The following is an 18,739-nucleotide window of genomic DNA, read 5'->3' as shown; positions in this document are numbered from 1 at the left end:
ATCGGAGGCCAACCGCTTAGCCCAGTATTTCCGCGAGAAAGGATGCCGTGTGGCCCTTGGTGGATTTCGATACCTGCTCGGGCGTGCCGGTTGCCACGATCTGGCCGCCGCCCGAACCGCCGTCCGGGCCAAGATCCACGATCCAGTCGGCGCTCTTGATGACGTCCAGGTTGTGTTCGATGGTGATCACCGTGTTGCCCTTGTCCACCAGACTTTGAAGGACCATCAGGAGCTTGCGGATGTCCTCGAAGTGCAGGCCCGTGGTGGGCTCGTCGAGAACATACACACTGCGTCCGTTGGAGCGCTTCTGCAGTTCCGCGGCGAGCTTGACACGCTGGGCCTCGCCGCCGGAGAGGGTGGTTGCCGGCTGTCCCAGCCGTACGTAGCCGAGGCCCACGTCCACGAGGGTGTTCAGGTGCCGGGCGATCGGGGAGAAGGCAGCGAAGAACTCCGCACCTTCTTCGATGGGCATGTTGAGCACATCCGCAATGGTCTTGCCCTTGTAGTGGACTTCGAGGGTTTCGCGGTTGTACCGTGCGCCGTGGCACACCTCGCAGGGCACGTAGACGTCCGGCAGGAAGTTCATTTCGATCTTCAGCGTGCCGTCACCTGCGCAGGCTTCGCAGCGCCCGCCCTTGACGTTGAAGGAGAACCGGCCTGGCAGGTAGCCACGGACCTTGGCCTCGGTGGTCTCGGCGAAGAGCTTGCGGATGTTGTCAAAGACGCCGGTGTACGTGGCCGGGTTGGAGCGTGGGGTGCGCCCGATAGGGCTCTGGTCCACGTGCACCACCTTGTCCAGGTGCTCCAGGCCCATGATGCTCTTGTGGCGTCCGGCCACCTGTTTGGCGCCGTTGAGCTTGTTGGCCAGCACCTTGTAGAGGATCTCGTTGACCAGGGTGGATTTGCCGGAGCCGCTGACGCCGGTCACGGCGGTGAACAGGCCCAGGGGGAAGGCCGCATCAACGTTGACCAGGTTGTTTTCACGCGCCCCGACGACCTTCAGCTCACGCTTTTTGTCGTATTTGCGCCGCTTCTTGGGGATGTCGATCTTCTTGCGGCCGGACAGGTAATCGCCGGTCAGTGAGTTGGTGTTGGCCAGGAGATCCTGGTACGAACCCGAGTGCACCACCTGGCCGCCGTGCTCGCCTGCGCCGGGCCCGATGTCCACGATCCAGTCCGCCACCTGGATGGTGTCCTCATCGTGCTCCACAACGATAAGCGTGTTGCCCATGTCGCGGAGCCGGGTCAGGGTGTCAATAAGCCGGCGGTTGTCGCGCTGGTGGAGGCCGATGGAGGGCTCGTCCAGGACGTAGAGGACGCCCACGAGGCCGGAACCGATCTGGGTGGCGAGCCGGATTCGCTGCGCTTCGCCGCCGGACAAGGTGGCGGAGGGGCGCTCGAGATTCAGGTATTCCAGCCCGACGTCGAGCAGGAAGGTCAGCCGGGCCTGTATTTCCTTTAGCACCTGGTGGGCGATCTGGGCCTCGCGGCCGGTCAGGACCAGGTTGTTCAGGAAGTCCGCGCAAACGCGCATGGGCATGGCCGCGACATCGGCGATGGACTTGCCGTTGATCAGGACGGACAGCGAGGCGGGGTTGAGCCTGGCGCCATTGCACGCGGGGCAAGCGATCTGCCGCATGTACTCTTCGTAGCGGTCGCGGGCCCATTCGGAGTCCGTCTCACCGTGCTTGCGGTGGACGTACTGGATGGCACCTTCGAAGCCGGTACTGTATTTACGTTCCCGTCCGAAGCGGTTCTTGTACTGCACAACCACCTTGTGGTCCTTGCCGTGCAGGACGGTCTGGCGGACGTCGTTGCCCAGCTTTTCCCAGGGTGTGTCCATGGAGAAGCCAAGCTCCTTGGACAGCCCTTCGAGCAGGCGGTTCCAATACTCGGTTGTTGCGGTGCCAAGTGACCATGGCGCGATGGCGCCCTCGGACAACGACAGCTCAGGATTCGGAATGATCAGTTCTTCGTCAACCTCGAGCCGTGTACCGATGCCGCTGCACGCGGAACAGGCGCCGAAAGGGTTGTTGAAGGAGAAGGACCGCGGCTCGATTTCATCGATGGCCAGGGGATGTTCGTTAGGGCAGGCGAGGTTCTCGGAAAATGCCCGCAGCCGTCCCGGCGCGTCTGCGTCCAGATCGACGAACTCGGCCAGCACCCGGCCTTCGGCCAGGCCAAGCGCCGTTTCAACGGAGTCCGTGAGGCGCTGGCTGATGCCTTCCTTAACCACCAGGCGGTCCACCACCACCTCAATCGTGTGCTTGAACTGCTTGCCGAGTTTGGGCGGCTCGCTCAGCTGGATCAGCTCACCGTCCACCCGGGCACGCGAATAGCCCTTGGCGGTCAGCTCCTTGAAGAGGTCCACGAACTCGCCCTTGCGCCCCCGCACCACAGGCGCCAGGACCTGGAAGCGTGTGCCTTCGTCAAGCTCAAGCAGCTGGTCCACGATCTGCTGCGGAGTCTGCCGGGCCACAACCTCGCCACAGACCGGGCAGTGCGGCCGTCCCACGCGTGCCCACAGCAATCGCATGTAGTCATAAATTTCGGTGATGGTGCCAACCGTGGACCGGGGGTTCTTGCTGGTGGACTTCTGGTCAATCGATACCGCCGGCGAGAGCCCCTCGATGAAATCGACGTCCGGCTTGTCCACCTGGCCGAGGAACTGGCGGGCATAGGCCGACAGGGACTCAACGTAGCGCCGCTGGCCCTCGGCGAAGATTGTGTCGAACGCCAGGGACGACTTCCCGGAACCGGACAGCCCGGTGAAAACGATCATGGCATCACGGGGCAGATCCAAGTCCACGTTGCGCAGGTTATGCTCGCGCGCCCCTTTGACCACAAGGCGGGAGAGGTCTGGCCGGGCAGGCGTGGCTGGGGCCTGGGGAACGGCGACGGGGACGGATTCGACTGCTGTTTCTTCAGCTACGGCTTTAGGCACCCACTAATGCTAATCGAAAACTTCTTCGAATATCCATGCGGGGTCCGGCTAGTCGGCGTCGTAGGCTGCAGCCAGCAGCTGGACTGCTTCCGCAAAGCTGGCACCTTGGGCCTTGGCCACTGACGCATAGGAGTTGGCGGCCAGGGAGAGCGCATCCGCCCGCTCATCACGCGCGCACACCACGGTGCCGTTCCTGCCCTTCGTGGCCACGACACCGGCTGCCTCCAACTCCTTGTACGCCCTGGCCACCGTGTGGGGCGCGACGTCGAGCAGCCCCGCCAGGGTCCGCACCGCCGGCAGCTTGGTTCCCGGCGGAAGGGCCCCGCTGTCCGCAAGGCGGATCACATGCAGGCGCAGCTGCTCAAACAGTGCCACCGTGCTGGACTGGTTGGGCGTCCAGGTTCCGGGGAACGGACCAGCTGTTGTCATCGTCCGGCCTCCAACGTGCCGGCGCGGCCCGGGCGTCCGGCGAACTGGGCGTTGTAGAGCCGTGCATAGCGGCCGTTGGCCGCCAGGAGGCTTCGATGGGTTCCCTGCTCTGCAATGCGTCCGTGGTCCATGACCAGAATTAGATCAGCGTCCCGGACCGTGGACAAACGGTGGGCGATCACAAAGCTTGTTTTTCCACGGCGCAACCGCTGCATGGCCTGGCGGATCAGGACCTCGGTCCGGGAATCCACTGAACTGGTGGCCTCATCCAGGACCAGCACAGTGCGGTCCGCCAACTGCGCCCGGGCGATGGCGATCAGCTGGCGCTGGCCCTGGCTGAGCGGCTCTCCCCCGTTGCCCAGCATCGTGTCATAGCCGGCCGGCAGCGACCTGATGAGGTGGTCCACGTGGCTCGCCTCGGCTGCCGCAGTGATCTCCGCAGCCGTGGCTCCTGGCCGGCCGTATTCGATGTTCTCCCTGATGGTGCCGGAAAACAGCCAGGCATCCTGCAGCACCACGCCGAATCCCTTGCGCAGGACGTCCCGCGGAATGTCAGCAATGTCGGTACCTCCGATGGTGATCCTGCCGGCGTCGACCTCATAGAACCGCATGAGCAGGTTGACAACGGTGGTCTTGCCGGCGCCCGTGTGCCCGACAATCGCGACCGTCCGGCCCGGTTCCACCGTGAACGACAGTCCACGGACCACAGGGTCAGCCCGGGCATAGCCGAAGGTGACATCACTGAACACAATCCGCCCTTCCTGACCGGGTTTGTGACCGTCACTTTCGGGCTCGGCAGGTATCTCCGCGGCGTCGAGCAGGTCGAACACACGGCGCGCCGAAGCCACGCAGGACTGGATGACGTTGAGCATGCCGCCGATCTGGCCCACAGGCTGGGTGAAAAGCCGGCTGAACTGGATGAACGCCTGGATCCCGCCGATGGTCATGGCCCCCATGGTGACCTGGAGCGCCCCCACCACCGCCACCGCGATGTAGTTGATATTGGCGATAAGGACCATCAACGGCTGGACAATGCCGGATGAATACTGGGCCCGTGCGGATGCCCGGGCCAGGCGGTCGTTGCTTGCCTTGAAGACTGCCGCTGCCTGGTCCTGGTACCCGAAGGCCTTAATAACCTCGTGCCCGGTGACAAACTCCTCCACGTGCGCGTTCAACTCACCCGTTTCGGTCCACTGGCGGGCAAAATGCGCTTGGGACTTCCGGGCCACCATAACGGTGATAAGGGTGGACAAGGGCACCGAAACAAGCGCGATCAGGGCCAGGAGTGGCGAGATCCACAGCATCATGGCCAAGGCACCGCACAGCATCAGGACAGACATGATCAGCTGCGTGAGGACCTGGCTGAGCGCTTGCGAAATATTGTCGATGTCATTGGTGACGCGGCTCAGGACATCACCCCTGGACTGCTCTTGGAAGTACGTGGAAGGAAGCCGGTGCAGCTTGTCTTGGACCGATGCCCGGAGGCGATACATCAGGCCGTGAACCGCGCTGGCCGTCAGCGCTCCCTGGATCCAGTTGAACAGCGAAGCGCCGATGTACATCGCGGCAACGGCGGCCAGCAGGAGTCCCAGGCGCTGCCCGTCGAGCGCTCCGCTGTAGACCCCATCCACCACCACATCGGTGGCATCACCGAGGTAGTTCGGCGCCGCGACGTTGAGGGCAACAAAAGCGCAGGTGGCCGCAACTGCACCCAACATCCGCCCCCTGGACGGGCGCAGCAACGCGAGGACCCGGCGCGCTGTGGGCCAGAACCCTTCGGACGCCCCGGCGCCAGGCGAAGCGGTCATGGCGCGTCGTCCAGCGCCAGTTGGGACTCGGCGATTTCCCGGTAGGTGGCAGACGTCTCCAGCAGTTGCAGGTGTGTTCCCTGGGCAACCAGCCGGCCGTCGTCGAGCACCAGGATCTGGCCGGCTCCGGCAGCGGTGGAGATCCGTTCCGCCACGACAATGACCACTGCACCCTCAAGGGCAATCTCCAGGGCATCCCGGACCCGGGCCTCGGTGGCGAAGTCCAGCGCAGAAAAGCTGTCGTCAAAGAGATAGACGGGGACCCTCCGCAGGAGGGCCCGCGCTATGCAGAGACGCTGCCGCTGGCCTCCGGAGAGATTCGTTCCGCCTTGCCCGACCTCCGTGTCCATCCCCCGTGGCAGCGCACGGACGAAGCCGGCGGCCTGAGCTGTCTCCATGGCTTCCCAAAGCTGGCCCTCGGTTGCCTCCGGAGCTGAGACGCGCAGGTTGTCGGCGATGGTTCCGGAGAAAAGGTGCGACTTTTGCGGCACCACCGCCATGGTGCGGCGGAGGACGTCCAGGGACATCGAGCAGATGTTCCGGCCGCCGATGCTGATGGTTCCGGCCGTGGCGTCCAGGAACCGGGGCACCAGGCTCAGGAGTGTCGACTTGCCGCTCCCTGTTGAGCCGACGATGGCAACAGTGGTTCCTGGCCGGGCCGTGAAGCTGAGGTCTTCCAGTACCGGATTTTCGGCGCCGGGGTAGGAGAAGCTGACGTTCCTGAAAGTGACGCTGCCGCCCTCCAGGGAGCTCCCATGGCGGGTCTCTTGGGGCGCCTTGTGGTCCTGGACTGACGGTCTCGCGTCGAGCACGGCACCCAGCCGTTCTGCGCAGGCAGCGGCCCGCGGCGCCGTCATGAACACGTACATGGCCATCATGATTGCCAGGAGAATCTGCAGGATGTACGCGATAAAGGCCGTGAGGGCACCAATCTTCATCCCGCCGTCGTAAACCCGGTGACCACCGAACCACACCACGGCCACCGACGACAGGTTGACCACAATCATGATCAGCGGCAGCATGCCGGCCACGAGCAGCGACGACTGAAGGTTGTTTCCCGTGAGGCTGCTGTTGGTCTTCGCAAACCGGCGTGTTTCGTGTCCCTGCCTGACGAAGGCGCGGATCACATTCGCGCCGATGATCTGCTCACGAAAGAGCTCCCCCGTTCGGTCCAGGAGCTCCTGCCCCTGCCGGTACAGGGGAACGAGGCGCCGGACAATGAGATACATGATGAGCAGAAGTATTGGCATGATGACCATCACGACGCTTGAAAGCACCATGTCCTGCTGCCACGCCAGTAAGACGCCCCCGGCGGCCATCACGGGGGCCGCCACAAGCATGGTGAAGACCAGGACGGCGAACGACTGGATCTGCTGGGTGTCGTTGGTGGCCCTGGTAACAAGACTTTGCGTGCCGAAGGCTGCCATTTCCTGGGAAGAAAGCGACTGGATCCTGGTGAAGACCTCGCCGCGCAGCTGGTGCCCGAGCTTCATGGCCACCACTGCCCCGAAGTAGCCCGCGGCGATGGCCGCCGACGCCTGGACCGCAGCTATCAGGACCATGAGAGTGCCCAAGCGGAAGATTTCCGGCGTGTTCCCCGCAACGATGCCGTCGTCGATGATGGCAGCGTTGATGGTGGGCAGCAGGAGGTTGCCTGCGGTCTGGACAAGCTGGAGAGCAACGATCGCGGTCACGGCGCCTTTGTGGCCAGCCAGCAGCCGGGTCATCAAGCCGAAAAGCATCGCACCTCCAGGACGGATTTGGGAGGCCGATGAGGGTCCGGCCATTTGCCATCCCCAGAAGCCGCTGTCGTCATTGTAACCAGCATCACATTCTCTTCTTAGTCATAAGGCATTACCGACCAGGTAGAGAACCTCAAACGAATGGAGTTTATGCGCCTGGCTGCTTTTGCGCCACGGCAAAGATCCGCCGGAACGGAAACACCGTGCCATGTGCCGTTGCCGGGTATGCGGCCCGCAGGGCTGCATCATACTCCGCTTCAAAAGCGTGCCCGTCCTCGGCCGAAAGAGCCGCCGCGACCGGGCCCAACGCCGTGCCCCGCACCCAGTCCACCACCGGATCCGTCCCAGTGAGGACCTGCTGGTAGGTGGTTTCCCATGCGTCTGCCGTGCAGCCCGCGTCCAGCATGATGCTGAGGTAGTCTGCGGGCTCCCCCACGGACTCTCCACCGCGAAGTACGCCGTCGAGCTGGGGCGACCACCGTGCCGAACCTGCAAGTTCCCGCATCAGGGCATGGGACGGGGCATTGAAGTTCCCCGGCACTTGCATGGCGAACCAGGCACCGGGCTTGAGCGCCGCCATCCAGCCGGCCAGCATCTCCTGATGCCCCGGCACCCACTGAAGCGCGGCGTTGGTGACCACCACATCGGTTTCAGCCGGGGGTGTCCAGGCTGCGATATCCGCCAGCCCGAAGCTGAGGCCCGCATGCCTGGCTGCGTGCGCGGCGGCCTTGTCCAGCATCTCCCTGGACGAATCGAGCCCCACCACTTGCGCTTCCGGCCATCTCCGGGCGAGCGTGGCCGTGAGGTTTCCCGGACCACATCCCAGGTCCACAACGTGCTGTGGCCGGTCGGCCTGGATCCGCCCCGTCAGGTCGAAAAACGGCCGGTCACGGTAATCGCCGAACTGGACGTACTTTACGGGGTCCCACTTCACAGTTACCTCCATCGCCGGGTGCTGTCTGGCAGTACCGCGAGCCTAACCCGGGCCCGCCCGGATATCCGGCACCGGCTGGGCACTAAGCTGGAAATCAATGAAACTCGTTGACCAGCTGCCTGTCCTGTCCGCCTCAGACCCCTCCGGCGCAGGCATCGACCCGGACGCCCTGTACACCCAATTCCTTGGGTGGACCGAAAGCCGGGGCCTGGAACTGTACGCTGCCCAGGACGAGGCCATCATGGAGCTCGCCACCGGAGCCAACGTCATCCTCGCCACCCCAACGGGCTCCGGAAAATCGCTGGTGGCCATCGCGGCGCACTTCCAGGCCATGGCGCGGGGCCAGCGCAGTTACTACACCGCCCCCATTAAAGCGCTGGTCTCGGAGAAGTTCTTTGCCCTGTGCGACATCTTCGGTGCAGAAAACGTCGGTATGATCACGGGTGACTCCGGCGTCAACCAGAACGCGCCGATCATCTGCTGCACGGCAGAAATTCTCGCGAACATCGCCCTCCGCGAAGGGGCCGACGCCGAACTCGGTGCGGTCATCATGGACGAATTCCATTTCTACTCCGACCCCCAGCGTGGTTGGGCCTGGCAGGTCCCGCTGCTGGAGCTCCCCCAGGCCCAGTTCCTTCTGATGTCCGCAACCCTGGGTGATGTCAGCCGGTTCGAGGCCGGCATCACCGAACTTACGGGCCGCCCCACCACCACCGTCAGTTCAGCCGAGCGCCCCATTCCGCTGCATTACTACTACCACCAGACGCCGGTCCACGAAACACTCGAGGAACTCCTCTCCACCCGCCAGGTGCCCGCCTATGTGGTGCACTTCAGCCAGATCGAGGCCATTGACCGGGCCCAGACACTGATGAGCATCAACGTGTGCACCCGCGAGGAGAAGGACAAGATCGCGGAGCTGATCGCGAATTTCCGTTTCGCCGCAGGCTTCGGCAAGACGCTCAACCGGCTGGTCCGGCACGGTATTGGGGTCCATCACGCCGGCATGCTGCCGAAGTACCGCAGGCTGGTTGAACAGCTCGCCCAGGCGGGCCTGCTCAAGGTGATCTGCGGTACGGACACACTGGGCGTGGGGATCAACGTGCCCATCCGCACCGTGTTGCTCACCGCGCTGAGCAAGTACGACGGCGTCCGGACCCGCCCGCTTAACTCCCGGGAGTTCCACCAGATTGCCGGAAGGGCCGGCCGCGCCGGGTATGACACCGCGGGGACAGTGGTGGTCCAGGCACCCGAGCACGTCATCGAAAACGTGAAGGCGATGGCCAAGGCCACCGCCAAATTTGGTGACGACCAGAAGAAGCTCCGCCAGGTGGTCAAAAAGAAGCCGCCGGAGGGCTTCGTCTCCTGGGGGGAACCCACCTTCAAGCGCCTCGTGGAATCCGTGCCCGATCCTTTGACGTCCAGCTTCAGCGTGACGCATTCGATGCTGATGAACCTGATGGAACGGCCCGGCGACCCTTTCACAGCGGCCCGCCGGCTGCTGACCGAAAACCACGAGACGCGGTCCTCACAGCTGCGGCTGATGAAAAAAGCCCTGGGCATCTATCGTGAGCTCCTCGCCGCTGAGGTGGTGGAGCGCATCCCGGCAGAAGAGCAGGGCCATGACGGCAGGACAGTACGGCTCACCGTCCATCTGCAGGCCAACTTTGCCCTGAACCAGCCACTCTCGCCGTTTGCGCTGGCGGCGCTGGAGCTCCTTGACCCGGATTCTCCGTCGTACGCCCTGGACGTGGTGTCCGTGATCGAGGCGACCCTCGAAAAGCCCCGCCAGATCCTCTCCGCGCAGCAGAAGAAGGCCCGCGGGGAAGCGATTGCCGCGATGAAGGCTGACGGCATCGACTACGACCAGCGCATGGCCATGCTGGAGGAAGTCACCTATCCGCAGCCGCTCGCCGAACTCCTCGGCGAAGCCTTCGAGGTCTACCGCAAGGCTGCGCCATGGGTGGGCGACTTTGAACTGGCGCCCAAGTCCGTGGTCCGCGACATGTACGAGCGGGCAATGAACTTCGGCGAATTTGTCCAGTTCTACGGGCTGGCCCGCTCCGAGGGCATTGTGCTGCGCTACCTCGCCGACTGCTTCAAGGCGCTGCGCCAGACCGTGCCGCAGGACATGCTTCGGGAAGACCTTGAAGACCTCATCGCCTGGCTTGGCGAGCTGGTGCGGCAGGTGGACTCCAGCCTCCTGGACGAATGGGAGGAGCTGACGTCCGGCGCGATGCCCACCCCGCACGACGCTCCCCCTCCCCCGCCGCCGTCGCTGACGTCCAACATCCGTGCCTTCCGCGTGATGGTCCGCAACGAGATGTTCCGCCGCGTGGAACTGTTCGCGGACGAAAACGCCGCAGCCCTGGGCGAGCTCGACGGCGGCGCGGGCTGGGATGCCAACCGCTGGGAAGACGTCCTGGACGACTACTTCGACGAACACAACGACATTGGCACCGGCCCGGATGCCCGGGGTCCCGGACTGCTTATGATCACCGAAGAGCCAGGCCTTTGGAAGGTCCGGCAGATTTTCGACGATCCGGCGAGCAACCATGACTGGGGCATCTCCGCGGAAGTGGACCTGGCGGCCTCCGATGAAACCGGTACGGCAGTGGTCCGTGTCACCGACGTCAACCGGCTCTAGGCTCTGACCGAATGGACTCCGTCCCCGACCTGACCGGCAGTCTTCGGGTTTTGGAAGCCCTGAAGGCCCAGCCCGTGGCACCTTCCAACGGTCCACGGCAGTGGTGGAATGGCCCGCTGGACATCGAGGGACTGGCTTTGGGGGCGGTCCAGGCAGCAGCCACGTCCCTGAACGCACTTGTTGGCGTTCCGGGCAGGTACTCTCTGGCATCCGGAGCCACCGCGGCGGCGTTCGATTCGTTGGGACACCTGCGGATCGCGGGCGTCAAACCCGAAGGGTTCGCTCCGATGTCCGGCTTTCGGCGCACGTCGGACGGCTGGATCCGCCTCCACGCCAACTACCCCCACCACGCAGCCCGGCTGACGTCGGCCCTCTCCGTGAGCACACCACAGGACGTGGAACACGCCCTGTTAGGAATGACGTCCGTGGCCGCCGAGGAAGCCATCACGGCAAACAACGGCGTCGCTGCTGCCGTGCGCACACGGGACGAGTGGATCGCGACCCCCATGTATGCGACGGCCCGCTCCGGTCCATGGATCAGAATCTCCCGTCCGCCACGGTCAGCCAGTGAAAGTCCGCAGCTCTCCCGGTGGGTTCCATCGGCAGTTCCGCGCCACCCCTTGGCCGGGCTCAAGGTGCTGGACCTGACGCGCGTCATTGCGGGGCCCACTGCCACACGCCTCCTGGGCGCCCTGGGCGCGGACGTTCTGCGCATCGACCCGCCCCAGCTTCCGGAGTTGAGCGATGTGTTCATTGACGCGGGCTTTGACAAGCGCAGCGCCGAGGCGGACCTCCGGGATCCTGCCGCCATGGAAGCGGTCAGGCTTCTCATTGAGTCTGCCGACGTGGTGGTCACGGGCTACCGCGACGGCGGGCTGGACCCTTTTGGGCTGGCGCCCGAAGCGCTATTGCTCGCCCGGCCCGACCTCGTGATCGTCACCCTCAGCGCCTGGGGCAGCGGCGGCCCTTGGAACGGACGGCGCGGTTTTGACAGCCTGGTACAGGCCGCTTGCGGCATTGCCGAACGGTATGGCCGCACGACTGATGACGGGTGGCAGCCGGGGGCGCTTCCAGTGCAGGCACTGGATCATGCCACCGGTTATGGCCTGGCGGCGGCAGCAATTGCCTTGCTGGCCGAACGGCTCCGAAGCGGACGTGGCGGCGCTGCCCGGCTTTCCCTGGCCCGCACCGCTGAAGAATTGTTCCGGCTGCCCGCAGTGGCCAGTCACGGCGGTTCCCTGCCTGACCCGGACTTCCGCGTGATGGACAGCCCCTACGGCCGCCTGCGATATGTTGGGCCGCCCATCATGGCGGACGGCGTGCCGCTGGAGTACAGCAAGGGACCCGTCCGCTACGGGACATCGCAGCTTCGCTGGCAATAGGGAGCCTGGCAGTAGGGATCACGGCCCCGCTTGTAAACTCGGACCATGAGTGTAATCCGCCCCGCCACCCGGCAAGACGTCCCCGCCATTCTGCAGATGATCCACGAACTGGCCATTTACGAGAAGGAACCTGACGCGGTCCGCAACACACCGGAAATGCTGGCTGACGTCCTGTTCGGCGAGAACCCGCGCGTGTTTGCCACGATGGCTGAGAACAGCGCAGGCGAGGTCCGGGGTTTCGCGCTCTGGTTCCTGAACTACTCCACCTGGGAAGGCGTCCACGGCATCTACCTGGAAGACCTCTACGTCAGCCCGCATGCCCGCGGCGAGGGCCACGGCAAGGCACTCCTGCAGCACCTGGCCGCCACCGCCGTCGAGAGGGGCTATGCCCGGGTTGAGTGGAGCGTCCTGGACTGGAACGAACCGTCCATCAACTTCTACCGCAGCCTCGGCGCCCGCCCCCTGGATGGCTGGTCCACGTTCCGGCTGACCGGCGACGCGCTGGAGAGCTTTGGCACCAGAACGGCAGCGTCCATCCGTGGCTGAGCAGGACGCATCCTCTCAAACCACACAAACGCGGACGCCTGTCCCGCATTTTGTGAAGGCCCGGCACGAATTCCGGGGCATGCGCACCGCCGAGCACTACTTCACCGTTCCCTTGGACCACTTCGCGCCAGGGAGCGGCGACGACCCCGAGACCATCACCGTCTTCGCCCGTGAGTACGTCTCGTCGGCCCACACCCAGGCTGAAGCCGAAGGGCTTCCCTGGCTGGTGTTCCTCCAGGGCGGGCCGGGCGGCCGCGGCAACCGGCTGGCTTCGCTGAGCGGCTGGAGCAAGGCGGCTGCCCGGGACTTCCGGATCCTGATGCTGGACCAGCGCGGCACCGGGCTGTCGACCCCCCTTGACCGGAACACGCTGGCCGCGCGCGGAACGGCCGAAGCACAGGCTGCATACCTCGAGCATTTCCGTGCGGATTCCATCGTGGCCGACGCGGAGCTCATCCGCGCGGCGCTCGGCTCCGGCCCCTGGAGCATCTACGGCCAAAGCTACGGCGGATTCTGCGCGCTGACGTATCTGTCTTTTGCCCCGGACGGGCTGAAGGAGGCTCTCATCACGGGCGGACTTGCGCCGCTAGCCGGCCATGCCGACGACGTCTACCGCGCCACGTTCGCGCGCGTTGCCGCCCGCAACACCGAGTACTTCAGCTGGTATCCGGAGGACCGCCGGACAGTGAACGCGATCGCATCGCACCTTCGGCAGACCGAGGAGTTCCTTCCCGACGGCGGCCGGCTCACGGTTGAACGGTTCCAGATGGTGGGCTCCTTCCTGGGCGGAAACACGCGGGTGGATGGCCTGCACTACCTGCTGGAGGACGCCTTCACCGAGACACCACACGGGAACACGCTCTCCGATGCCTTCCTGGAGCAGGTCCAGGGCATCGTGTCCCGCCTGGCGAGCCCGCTCTATGCCCTGCTGCACGAGTCCATCTACGGGCAGGGACAGGCGACCGACTGGGCTGCCTGGCGTGTGCTGCAGGAAAATCCGGCATTCCACCCGGATGCGGAGGCGCTGCTGCTGACCGGCGAGATGGTGTACCCGTGGTATTTCGAACAGGATCCCGCTTTGGTGCCGCTGCGGCAGGTGGCCCATCTGCTGGCCACCAAAACTGACTGGAAGCCGCTGTATGACCCCACACAGTTGGCCGCGAACAGCGTGCCGGTCGCCGCCGCGGTTTACCAGGACGACATTTACGTGGACCGCAGCCTGTCACTGGAGACGGCGGCTGCTGTGCGCGGACTCCGGGTATGGGAGACGGCCGACTTCCACCATGACGGCATAGCGGACGACGGCGAGGCTATTTTCGGGCGGCTGCTGGGTATGGTGCGCTCGGTTGCCGGCTCAGCCGGCAGCTGAGCCGGCAACCGGGCTGCGGCGGCGCGCCACCAGGGCAACGACGGCGGCGGTCAGGACAGCAGCCCCCACCAGTCCGCCTGCCATGTTGAGCCCCAGGTAGCCGGCCCAGCTGAGGATCAGTCCGGAAGTGGCCCCGCCCACCGCACCTGCGGCGCCCATCAGCATGTCCGACACCCCCTGGACCAGCACGCGGGACTCCTGGGGGACGCTCTCCGCCAGCAGCGTGGACCCGGAAATGGTGGCCGCAGACCAGCCCAAGCCCAGCAGCACAAGTCCCACGGCCACCGCGACGGTGGACGTCTGGCCAAACCCTGCGACGGCGACGGCAGCGATCAGCGTGGCGAAGCCGATCATGATGGTCTCAGTCCTGCCTGCCTTGTCCGTCAGCCAGCCCATAACCGGCGACAACGCGAACATGCCTGCGATATGCAGGGAGATGGTGAAGCCGATGATCACCAGGACATCGCCGGAGGCGGCGTGGCCGGCATGGGAGGCACCAGGCCCGGCCACGAGTTCCCGCAAATGCAGCGGGGTCATGGACATCACGCCCACCATCACGGCGTGCGCTCCGACGACGGCGGCAAGCGCCAGCCAGGAAGCCCTGGACTGGCGGATTGCCCGCAGCCCGCGGACGAGCGATCCCCCGACTGCGTTGCGCGCGGTGGCGCCTTGCTGATTTGCCGTACGTGGTGGCGTGCCCTGCATCTTCCCGCCAGCTGGCTGGGCGTCGAGATCCAGTGCGGCGGGTTCCTGAGTGGCAAGATCCCGGGCATCGATTTCCCGCGCGAGCAGGAGCGGGTCCGGCCTGAGGCCAGCGAAAAGCAGCACAATCGCCAGCAGGAGTCCGGCTGCGGAGATCACGAACGGTCCGGCGACGGGAGGCAGGCCGAGGGCCAGGCCCACCACCGTGCCGGGCTGGATCAGGTTGGGTCCGGCCACGGCGCCGACCGTCACAGCCCACACCACGGCGGAAAGCGCCCTGCCGCGGTGTTCAGCGTCCGCAAGGTCGACGGCGGCGAAGCGTGCCTGCAGGCTGGCCGCGGTACCCACACCGATGCCCACCGCCCCCAGCACCAGCAGGACGAACAAGCCGGACACCACCGACAGCACTATCAGAACTGTGCCGGCCAGGGCGGCGGAAAGCCCCGTGACCTGCCCGGCCCGACGGCCCCGCCGGTCCGCCAGCGAAGCAAGGGGCAGTGCTGTCAGCGCGGCCCCCAAGGTCATAACCGTGGCCACGGCACCCGCCCACACGCTGGAACCTGAAAGTTCCACGGCCAGGAGTGAACCAATCGAAACCGTGGCTCCGGTACCGATGCCACCGAAAACCTGGGCCGCGCTCAGCAGCACCACGGTGCGCCGTTGCACCTGGCGCACTCCTCGTTCCGTGATCAGGGTGCGGGCCATGGTCCGAGCATAGTCCTGGGCGGCCAGGTCCTACAGGGGGCAGATTAAGCCACTGATCCCGGCCGCAGTGCGGCCGGGATCAGTGGAAATGCAGTGTGCGTCAACGAAACGCGGAGACAGCCTACTCGGCGTCGCTGAGGCTCTTGCTCTTCTTGGCGTCTTCCTCGAGGCGGGGGTCCAGGTGGGCCGTCTTTGCCTTGGAGCTCAGGAGGCTGGCAATCACGGCAACGATGATGGTGCCCACGATGACGGCCAGGGAGACGAATGTCGGAATCTCCGGGGCCCACTCGATGTGGTTGCCGCCGTTGATGAACGGCAGTTCGTTCACGTGCATGGCGTGGAGCACCAGCTTCACACCGATGAACGCCAGGATGAAGGACAGCGCGTGCTTCAAGTAGATCAGGCGGTTCATCAGACCACCCAGCAGGAAGTACAGCTGGCGCAGGCCCATCAGGGCGAACAGGTTGGCGGTGAAGACGATGAACGCGCTCTGCGTCAGGCCGAAGATCGCTGGAATCGAGTCAACGGCGAAGAGGAGGTCGGTCAGGCCGATGGTGATGAACACAATCAGCATGGGGGTGAAGACCTTCTTGCCGTCCACCGTGGTGCGCAGTTTACCGCCGTCGAACTTCTCCGACATGGGGATGACCTTGCGGATCCGGGCGATGAGCGGGTTTTCCTTGTCCTCTTCGTCCTCGCCTTCGTCCTGGGCCTGCTTCCAGGCGGTCCAGAGCAGGAACGCGCCAAAGATGTAGAACACCCAGCTGAACTGCTCGATCACGATGGCGCCGAGGAGGATGAAGATGCCGCGCAGGATCAGGGCGATGATGATGCCCACCATCAGGACTTCCTGCTGGTACTTACGGGGCACGGAGAAGCGGGCCATGATGATGATGAAGACAAACAGGTTGTCGATGCTGAGGCTGTATTCAGTGACCCAGCCGGCCACGAACTGGCCGCCGAATTCGGCGCCGGTAAAGAAGAACATGGCCCCGGCGAACAACAGGGCAAGGGAGACGTAGAACGCAACCCAGAGGCCGGCTTCCTTCATGGAAGGCTCGTGGGGGCGCCGGACGACGAGCAGAAGGTCAATGAGGAGGATCAGGCCAAGGACGACAAGTGAGCCGACCTCGAACCACACGGGTAATTCGGGCACAGGTTAGCCTTTCGCAGGGTACAGAGAAATGGTGTAAGTCTCTCCGGCCAGCCTGTGCACTTAGTGCTGAAATGGCGGCCCGCTACGCCCGGCCAGGCAACTGTGACTGGCGTGTTGACGATCGTAGCGCTCGGGATACTCCCCTACGTGACCTTAACTGTACAGTAGGCGTCCCGACATGCGGAAACATGCCCCGACTGCCACGTCCCTTCGCCGCCCGGGGGTGGACTAGGCGTGGCCGGCCGCCTGCATCTGGCGGAGCTCCTTCTTTAGGTCACTGACCTCGTCCCGGATCCGCGCGGCCACCTCGAACTGGAGTTCGGCGGCCGCGCCGTGCATCTGTTCGGTCAGCTGTTCGATGAGGCCCACGAGGTCTTCGGCCGGTGCCGCGGCGAGGCCGTCCTTGCGGAGCTGTGCCGAGCCCTTTGCCGCAGACTTGCCACGTTTGGCGCCCTTGGCCAGCCGGTTGTTGTTGAGCAGCTCCTGGGTGTCCGCGTCTTCCTTGGCCAGCTGGTCGGTAATGTCGGCAATCTTCTTCCGCAGCGGCTGCGGATCGATGCCCCGTTCCGTGTTGTAGGCCACCTGGATGGCGCGGCGCCGGTTGGTCTCGTCGATAGCCTTGGCCATGGAGTCGGTGATGCGGTCCGCGTACATGTGGACCTCGCCGGACACGTTGCGGGCAGCACGGCCGATGGTCTGGATCAGCGAAGTCGCCGAGCGCAGGAAGCCTTCCTTGTCCGCGTCCAGGATGCTCACGAGGGAGACCTCGGGCAGGTCCAGGCCTTCGCGAAGCAGGTTGATGCCCACCAGGACGTCGAAGACACCCATCCGGAGTTCCCGGAGCAGTTCAACCCGTCGCAGGGTGTCCACGTCCGAGTGCAGGTATTCGACCTTGATGCCGTGGCCCAGCAGGTAGTCGGTGAGGTCCTCCGCCATCCGCTTGGTCAGGGTGGTGACCAGGACGCGTTCGTTCTTTGCCGTGCGGGTCTTGATCTCGCCGAGGAGGTCATCGATCTGGCCCTTGGTGGGCTTGACCACCACCTCGGGGTCGATCAGTCCGGTGGGCCGGATGATCTGCTGCACAAAGCCGTCAGCCTTGCCGAGTTCGTACTTGCCGGGAGTGGCCGACAGGTAGACCGTCTGGCCTACACGTTGGAGGAATTCGTCCCATTTCAGCGGTCGGTTGTCCATGGCCGACGGCAGGCGGAAGCCGAAGTCCACGAGGTTCCGCTTGCGGGACATGTCGCCCTCGTACATGGCGCCGATCTGCGGCACGGTGACGTGGGATTCGTCGATCACCAGCAGGAAGTCGTCCGGGAAGTAGTCGATGAGGCAGTGCGGAGCGGTCCCGCGGGCACGGCCGTCGATGTGCGACGAGTAGTTTTCGATGCCGTTGCAGAAGCCCATCTGCTGCATCATTTCGAGGTCGTAGGTGGTGCGCATCCGGAGCCGCTGGGCTTCCACCAGCTTGTTCTGGCCTTCCAGGACGGCCAGGCGTTCGGCGAGTTCGTCCTCGATCCGCTTGATGGCCCGGGCCATCCGCTCGGGCCCGGCCACATAGTGCGAGGCCGGGAAGACGTACATTTCCTCTTCGTCCCGGATCAGTTCGCCAGTCAGCGGATGGAGAGTATGGATGTTCTCAATCTCGTCTCCGAAGAATTCGATGCGGATGGCGAGTTCCTCGTACATCGGGATGATTTCCACGGTGTCGCCGCGGACCCGGAACGTGCCGCGGTGGAAGTCCATGTCGTTGCGCGCGTACTGCATGGATACGAATTTCCGGAGCAGGTCGTCGCGGTTCATCTGCGCCCCTTTGCGGAGCGTGACCATGCCGGCAATGTACTCTTCCGGCGTGCCCAGGCCGTAGATGCAGGACACTGTGGCCACCACAATAACGTCCCGGCGGGTCAGCAGCGCATTGGTGGCGGAGTGGCGGAGCCGTTCCACTTCCTCGTTGATGGACGAGTCCTTCTCAATGAAGGTGTCCGTCTGCGCTACGTAGGCCTCAGGTTGGTAGTAGTCGTAGTACGAAACGAAGTACTCCACCGCGTTGTTGGGCAGGAGTTCACGGAATTCGTTGGCGAGTTGGGCGGCCAGGGTCTTGTTCTGCACCATGACCAACGTGGGCCGCTGGACCTGTTCGATGAGCCACGCCGTGGTGGCGCTCTTGCCGGTACCGGTGGCGCCCAGCAGGACAACGTCCTTTTCGCCGTTCCTGATCCGCTCCGTGAGTTCGGTGATGGCGGCAGGCTGGTCGCCGGCCGGCTGGAACTCGCTGATGACTTCAAACGGAGCGACGACGCGGTTGATCTCCTGGGCAAGGCTCATGCATCCAATCTACAACCGGGGACCGACAGTGAAAGCCGGATCAGTTACCG

Annotated in this window: 12 protein-coding genes; 4 read left to right on the top strand and 8 right to left on the bottom strand. The window is 64.7% G+C overall.

Annotation, left to right across the window (positions count from 1 at the left end; translation table 11 throughout):
* Positions 1-16: 16 nt before the first annotated feature.
* The 5 genes from uvrA to ACVWY0_RS17450 form a co-directional block, all read right to left on the bottom strand.
* Complete coding sequence (uvrA, locus tag ACVWY0_RS17470; RefSeq protein ID WP_485837789.1) at positions 17-2,944, bottom strand: excinuclease ABC subunit UvrA; 2,928 nt, start codon at positions 2,942-2,944, stop codon at positions 17-19.
* 48 nt (positions 2,945-2,992) lie between these two features.
* Entirely contained in the window at positions 2,993-3,373 is a 381-nt protein-coding gene (locus ACVWY0_RS17465) for a GntR family transcriptional regulator (protein WP_485837788.1), read from the bottom strand.
* Positions 3,370-5,181: an ABC transporter ATP-binding protein gene (locus tag ACVWY0_RS17460; RefSeq protein WP_485837787.1), complete on the bottom strand. Its 1,812-nt coding sequence runs from the start codon at positions 5,179-5,181 to the stop codon at positions 3,370-3,372. The genes ACVWY0_RS17465 and ACVWY0_RS17460 overlap by 4 nt, the downstream gene beginning before the upstream one ends.
* The gene (locus ACVWY0_RS17455; protein WP_485837786.1) at positions 5,178-6,923 is read right to left on the bottom strand and encodes an ABC transporter ATP-binding protein; all 1,746 of its coding nucleotides are present in this window, start codon (positions 6,921-6,923) and stop codon (positions 5,178-5,180) included. The genes ACVWY0_RS17460 and ACVWY0_RS17455 overlap by 4 nt, the downstream gene beginning before the upstream one ends.
* A 148-nt stretch (positions 6,924-7,071) precedes the next feature.
* On the bottom strand, positions 7,072-7,857 hold the full coding sequence (locus ACVWY0_RS17450; RefSeq protein ID WP_485837785.1) for a trans-aconitate 2-methyltransferase: 786 nt from the start codon (positions 7,855-7,857) through the stop codon (positions 7,072-7,074).
* A 97-nt stretch (positions 7,858-7,954) separates the two neighbouring features.
* On the opposite strand from ACVWY0_RS17450, the gene ACVWY0_RS17445 reads away from it, so the two are divergent.
* The 4 genes from ACVWY0_RS17445 (at position 7,955) to ACVWY0_RS17430 (ending at position 13,798) form a co-directional block, all read left to right on the top strand.
* Positions 7,955-10,501 (top strand): DEAD/DEAH box helicase, encoded by a 2,547-nt coding sequence (locus ACVWY0_RS17445; RefSeq protein WP_485837784.1) that lies wholly within the window; start codon positions 7,955-7,957, stop codon positions 10,499-10,501.
* Between the two features lie 11 nt (positions 10,502-10,512).
* Positions 10,513-11,883: a CoA transferase gene (locus ACVWY0_RS17440; protein WP_485837783.1), complete on the top strand. Its 1,371-nt coding sequence runs from the start codon at positions 10,513-10,515 to the stop codon at positions 11,881-11,883.
* 45 nt (positions 11,884-11,928) lie between these two features.
* The gene (locus ACVWY0_RS17435; RefSeq protein WP_282330743.1) at positions 11,929-12,429 is read left to right on the top strand and encodes a GNAT family N-acetyltransferase; all 501 of its coding nucleotides are present in this window, start codon (positions 11,929-11,931) and stop codon (positions 12,427-12,429) included.
* A gap of 79 nt (positions 12,430-12,508) precedes the next feature.
* Entirely contained in the window at positions 12,509-13,798 is a 1,290-nt protein-coding gene (locus ACVWY0_RS17430; protein ID WP_485837803.1) for an alpha/beta fold hydrolase, read from the top strand.
* Here ACVWY0_RS17430 and ACVWY0_RS17425 read toward each other — a convergent pair.
* From ACVWY0_RS17425 to uvrB, 3 genes are all read right to left on the bottom strand, one after another.
* Positions 13,784-15,205 carry an MFS transporter gene (locus ACVWY0_RS17425; protein ID WP_485837782.1) on the bottom strand — a complete coding sequence of 474 codons (1,422 nt, stop codon included), beginning with the start codon at positions 15,203-15,205 and terminating at the stop codon, positions 13,784-13,786. The genes ACVWY0_RS17430 and ACVWY0_RS17425 overlap by 15 nt on opposite strands.
* Positions 15,206-15,326: 121 nt before the next feature.
* Entirely contained in the window at positions 15,327-16,361 is a 1,035-nt protein-coding gene (locus tag ACVWY0_RS17420; RefSeq protein ID WP_485837781.1) for a TerC family protein, read from the bottom strand.
* A gap of 228 nt (positions 16,362-16,589) precedes the next feature.
* Complete coding sequence (gene uvrB / locus ACVWY0_RS17415; protein ID WP_485837780.1) at positions 16,590-18,689, bottom strand: excinuclease ABC subunit UvrB; 2,100 nt, start codon at positions 18,687-18,689, stop codon at positions 16,590-16,592.
* Between the last annotated feature and the right edge of the window lie 50 nt (positions 18,690-18,739).

It is taken from the genome of Arthrobacter sp. UYNi723 (genome assembly GCF_054057635.1).
This window is presented reverse-complemented; position numbering and strand designations above follow the sequence as displayed.

Bases quoted from the DNA above. Each gene is read 5' to 3' on its own strand.
- ACVWY0_RS17465 (WP_485837788.1), bottom strand. From the start codon at position 3,373: ATGACAACAGCTGGTCCGTTCCCCGGAACCTGGACGCCCAACCAGTCC.
- ACVWY0_RS17460 (WP_485837787.1), bottom strand. From the start codon at position 5,181: ATGACCGCTTCGCCTGGCGCCGGGGCGTCCGAAGGGTTCTGGCCCACA.
- ACVWY0_RS17455 (WP_485837786.1), bottom strand. From the start codon at position 6,923: ATGCTTTTCGGCTTGATGACCCGGCTGCTGGCTGGCCACAAAGGCGCC.
- ACVWY0_RS17445 (WP_485837784.1), top strand. From the start codon at position 7,955: ATGAAACTCGTTGACCAGCTGCCTGTCCTGTCCGCCTCAGACCCCTCC.
- ACVWY0_RS17440 (WP_485837783.1), top strand. From the start codon at position 10,513: ATGGACTCCGTCCCCGACCTGACCGGCAGTCTTCGGGTTTTGGAAGCC.
- ACVWY0_RS17435 (WP_282330743.1), top strand. From the start codon at position 11,929: ATGAGTGTAATCCGCCCCGCCACCCGGCAAGACGTCCCCGCCATTCTG.
- ACVWY0_RS17430 (WP_485837803.1), top strand. From the start codon at position 12,509: ATGCGCACCGCCGAGCACTACTTCACCGTTCCCTTGGACCACTTCGCG.
- ACVWY0_RS17425 (WP_485837782.1), bottom strand. From the start codon at position 15,205: ATGGCCCGCACCCTGATCACGGAACGAGGAGTGCGCCAGGTGCAACGG.
- uvrB (WP_485837780.1), bottom strand. From the start codon at position 18,689: ATGAGCCTTGCCCAGGAGATCAACCGCGTCGTCGCTCCGTTTGAAGTC.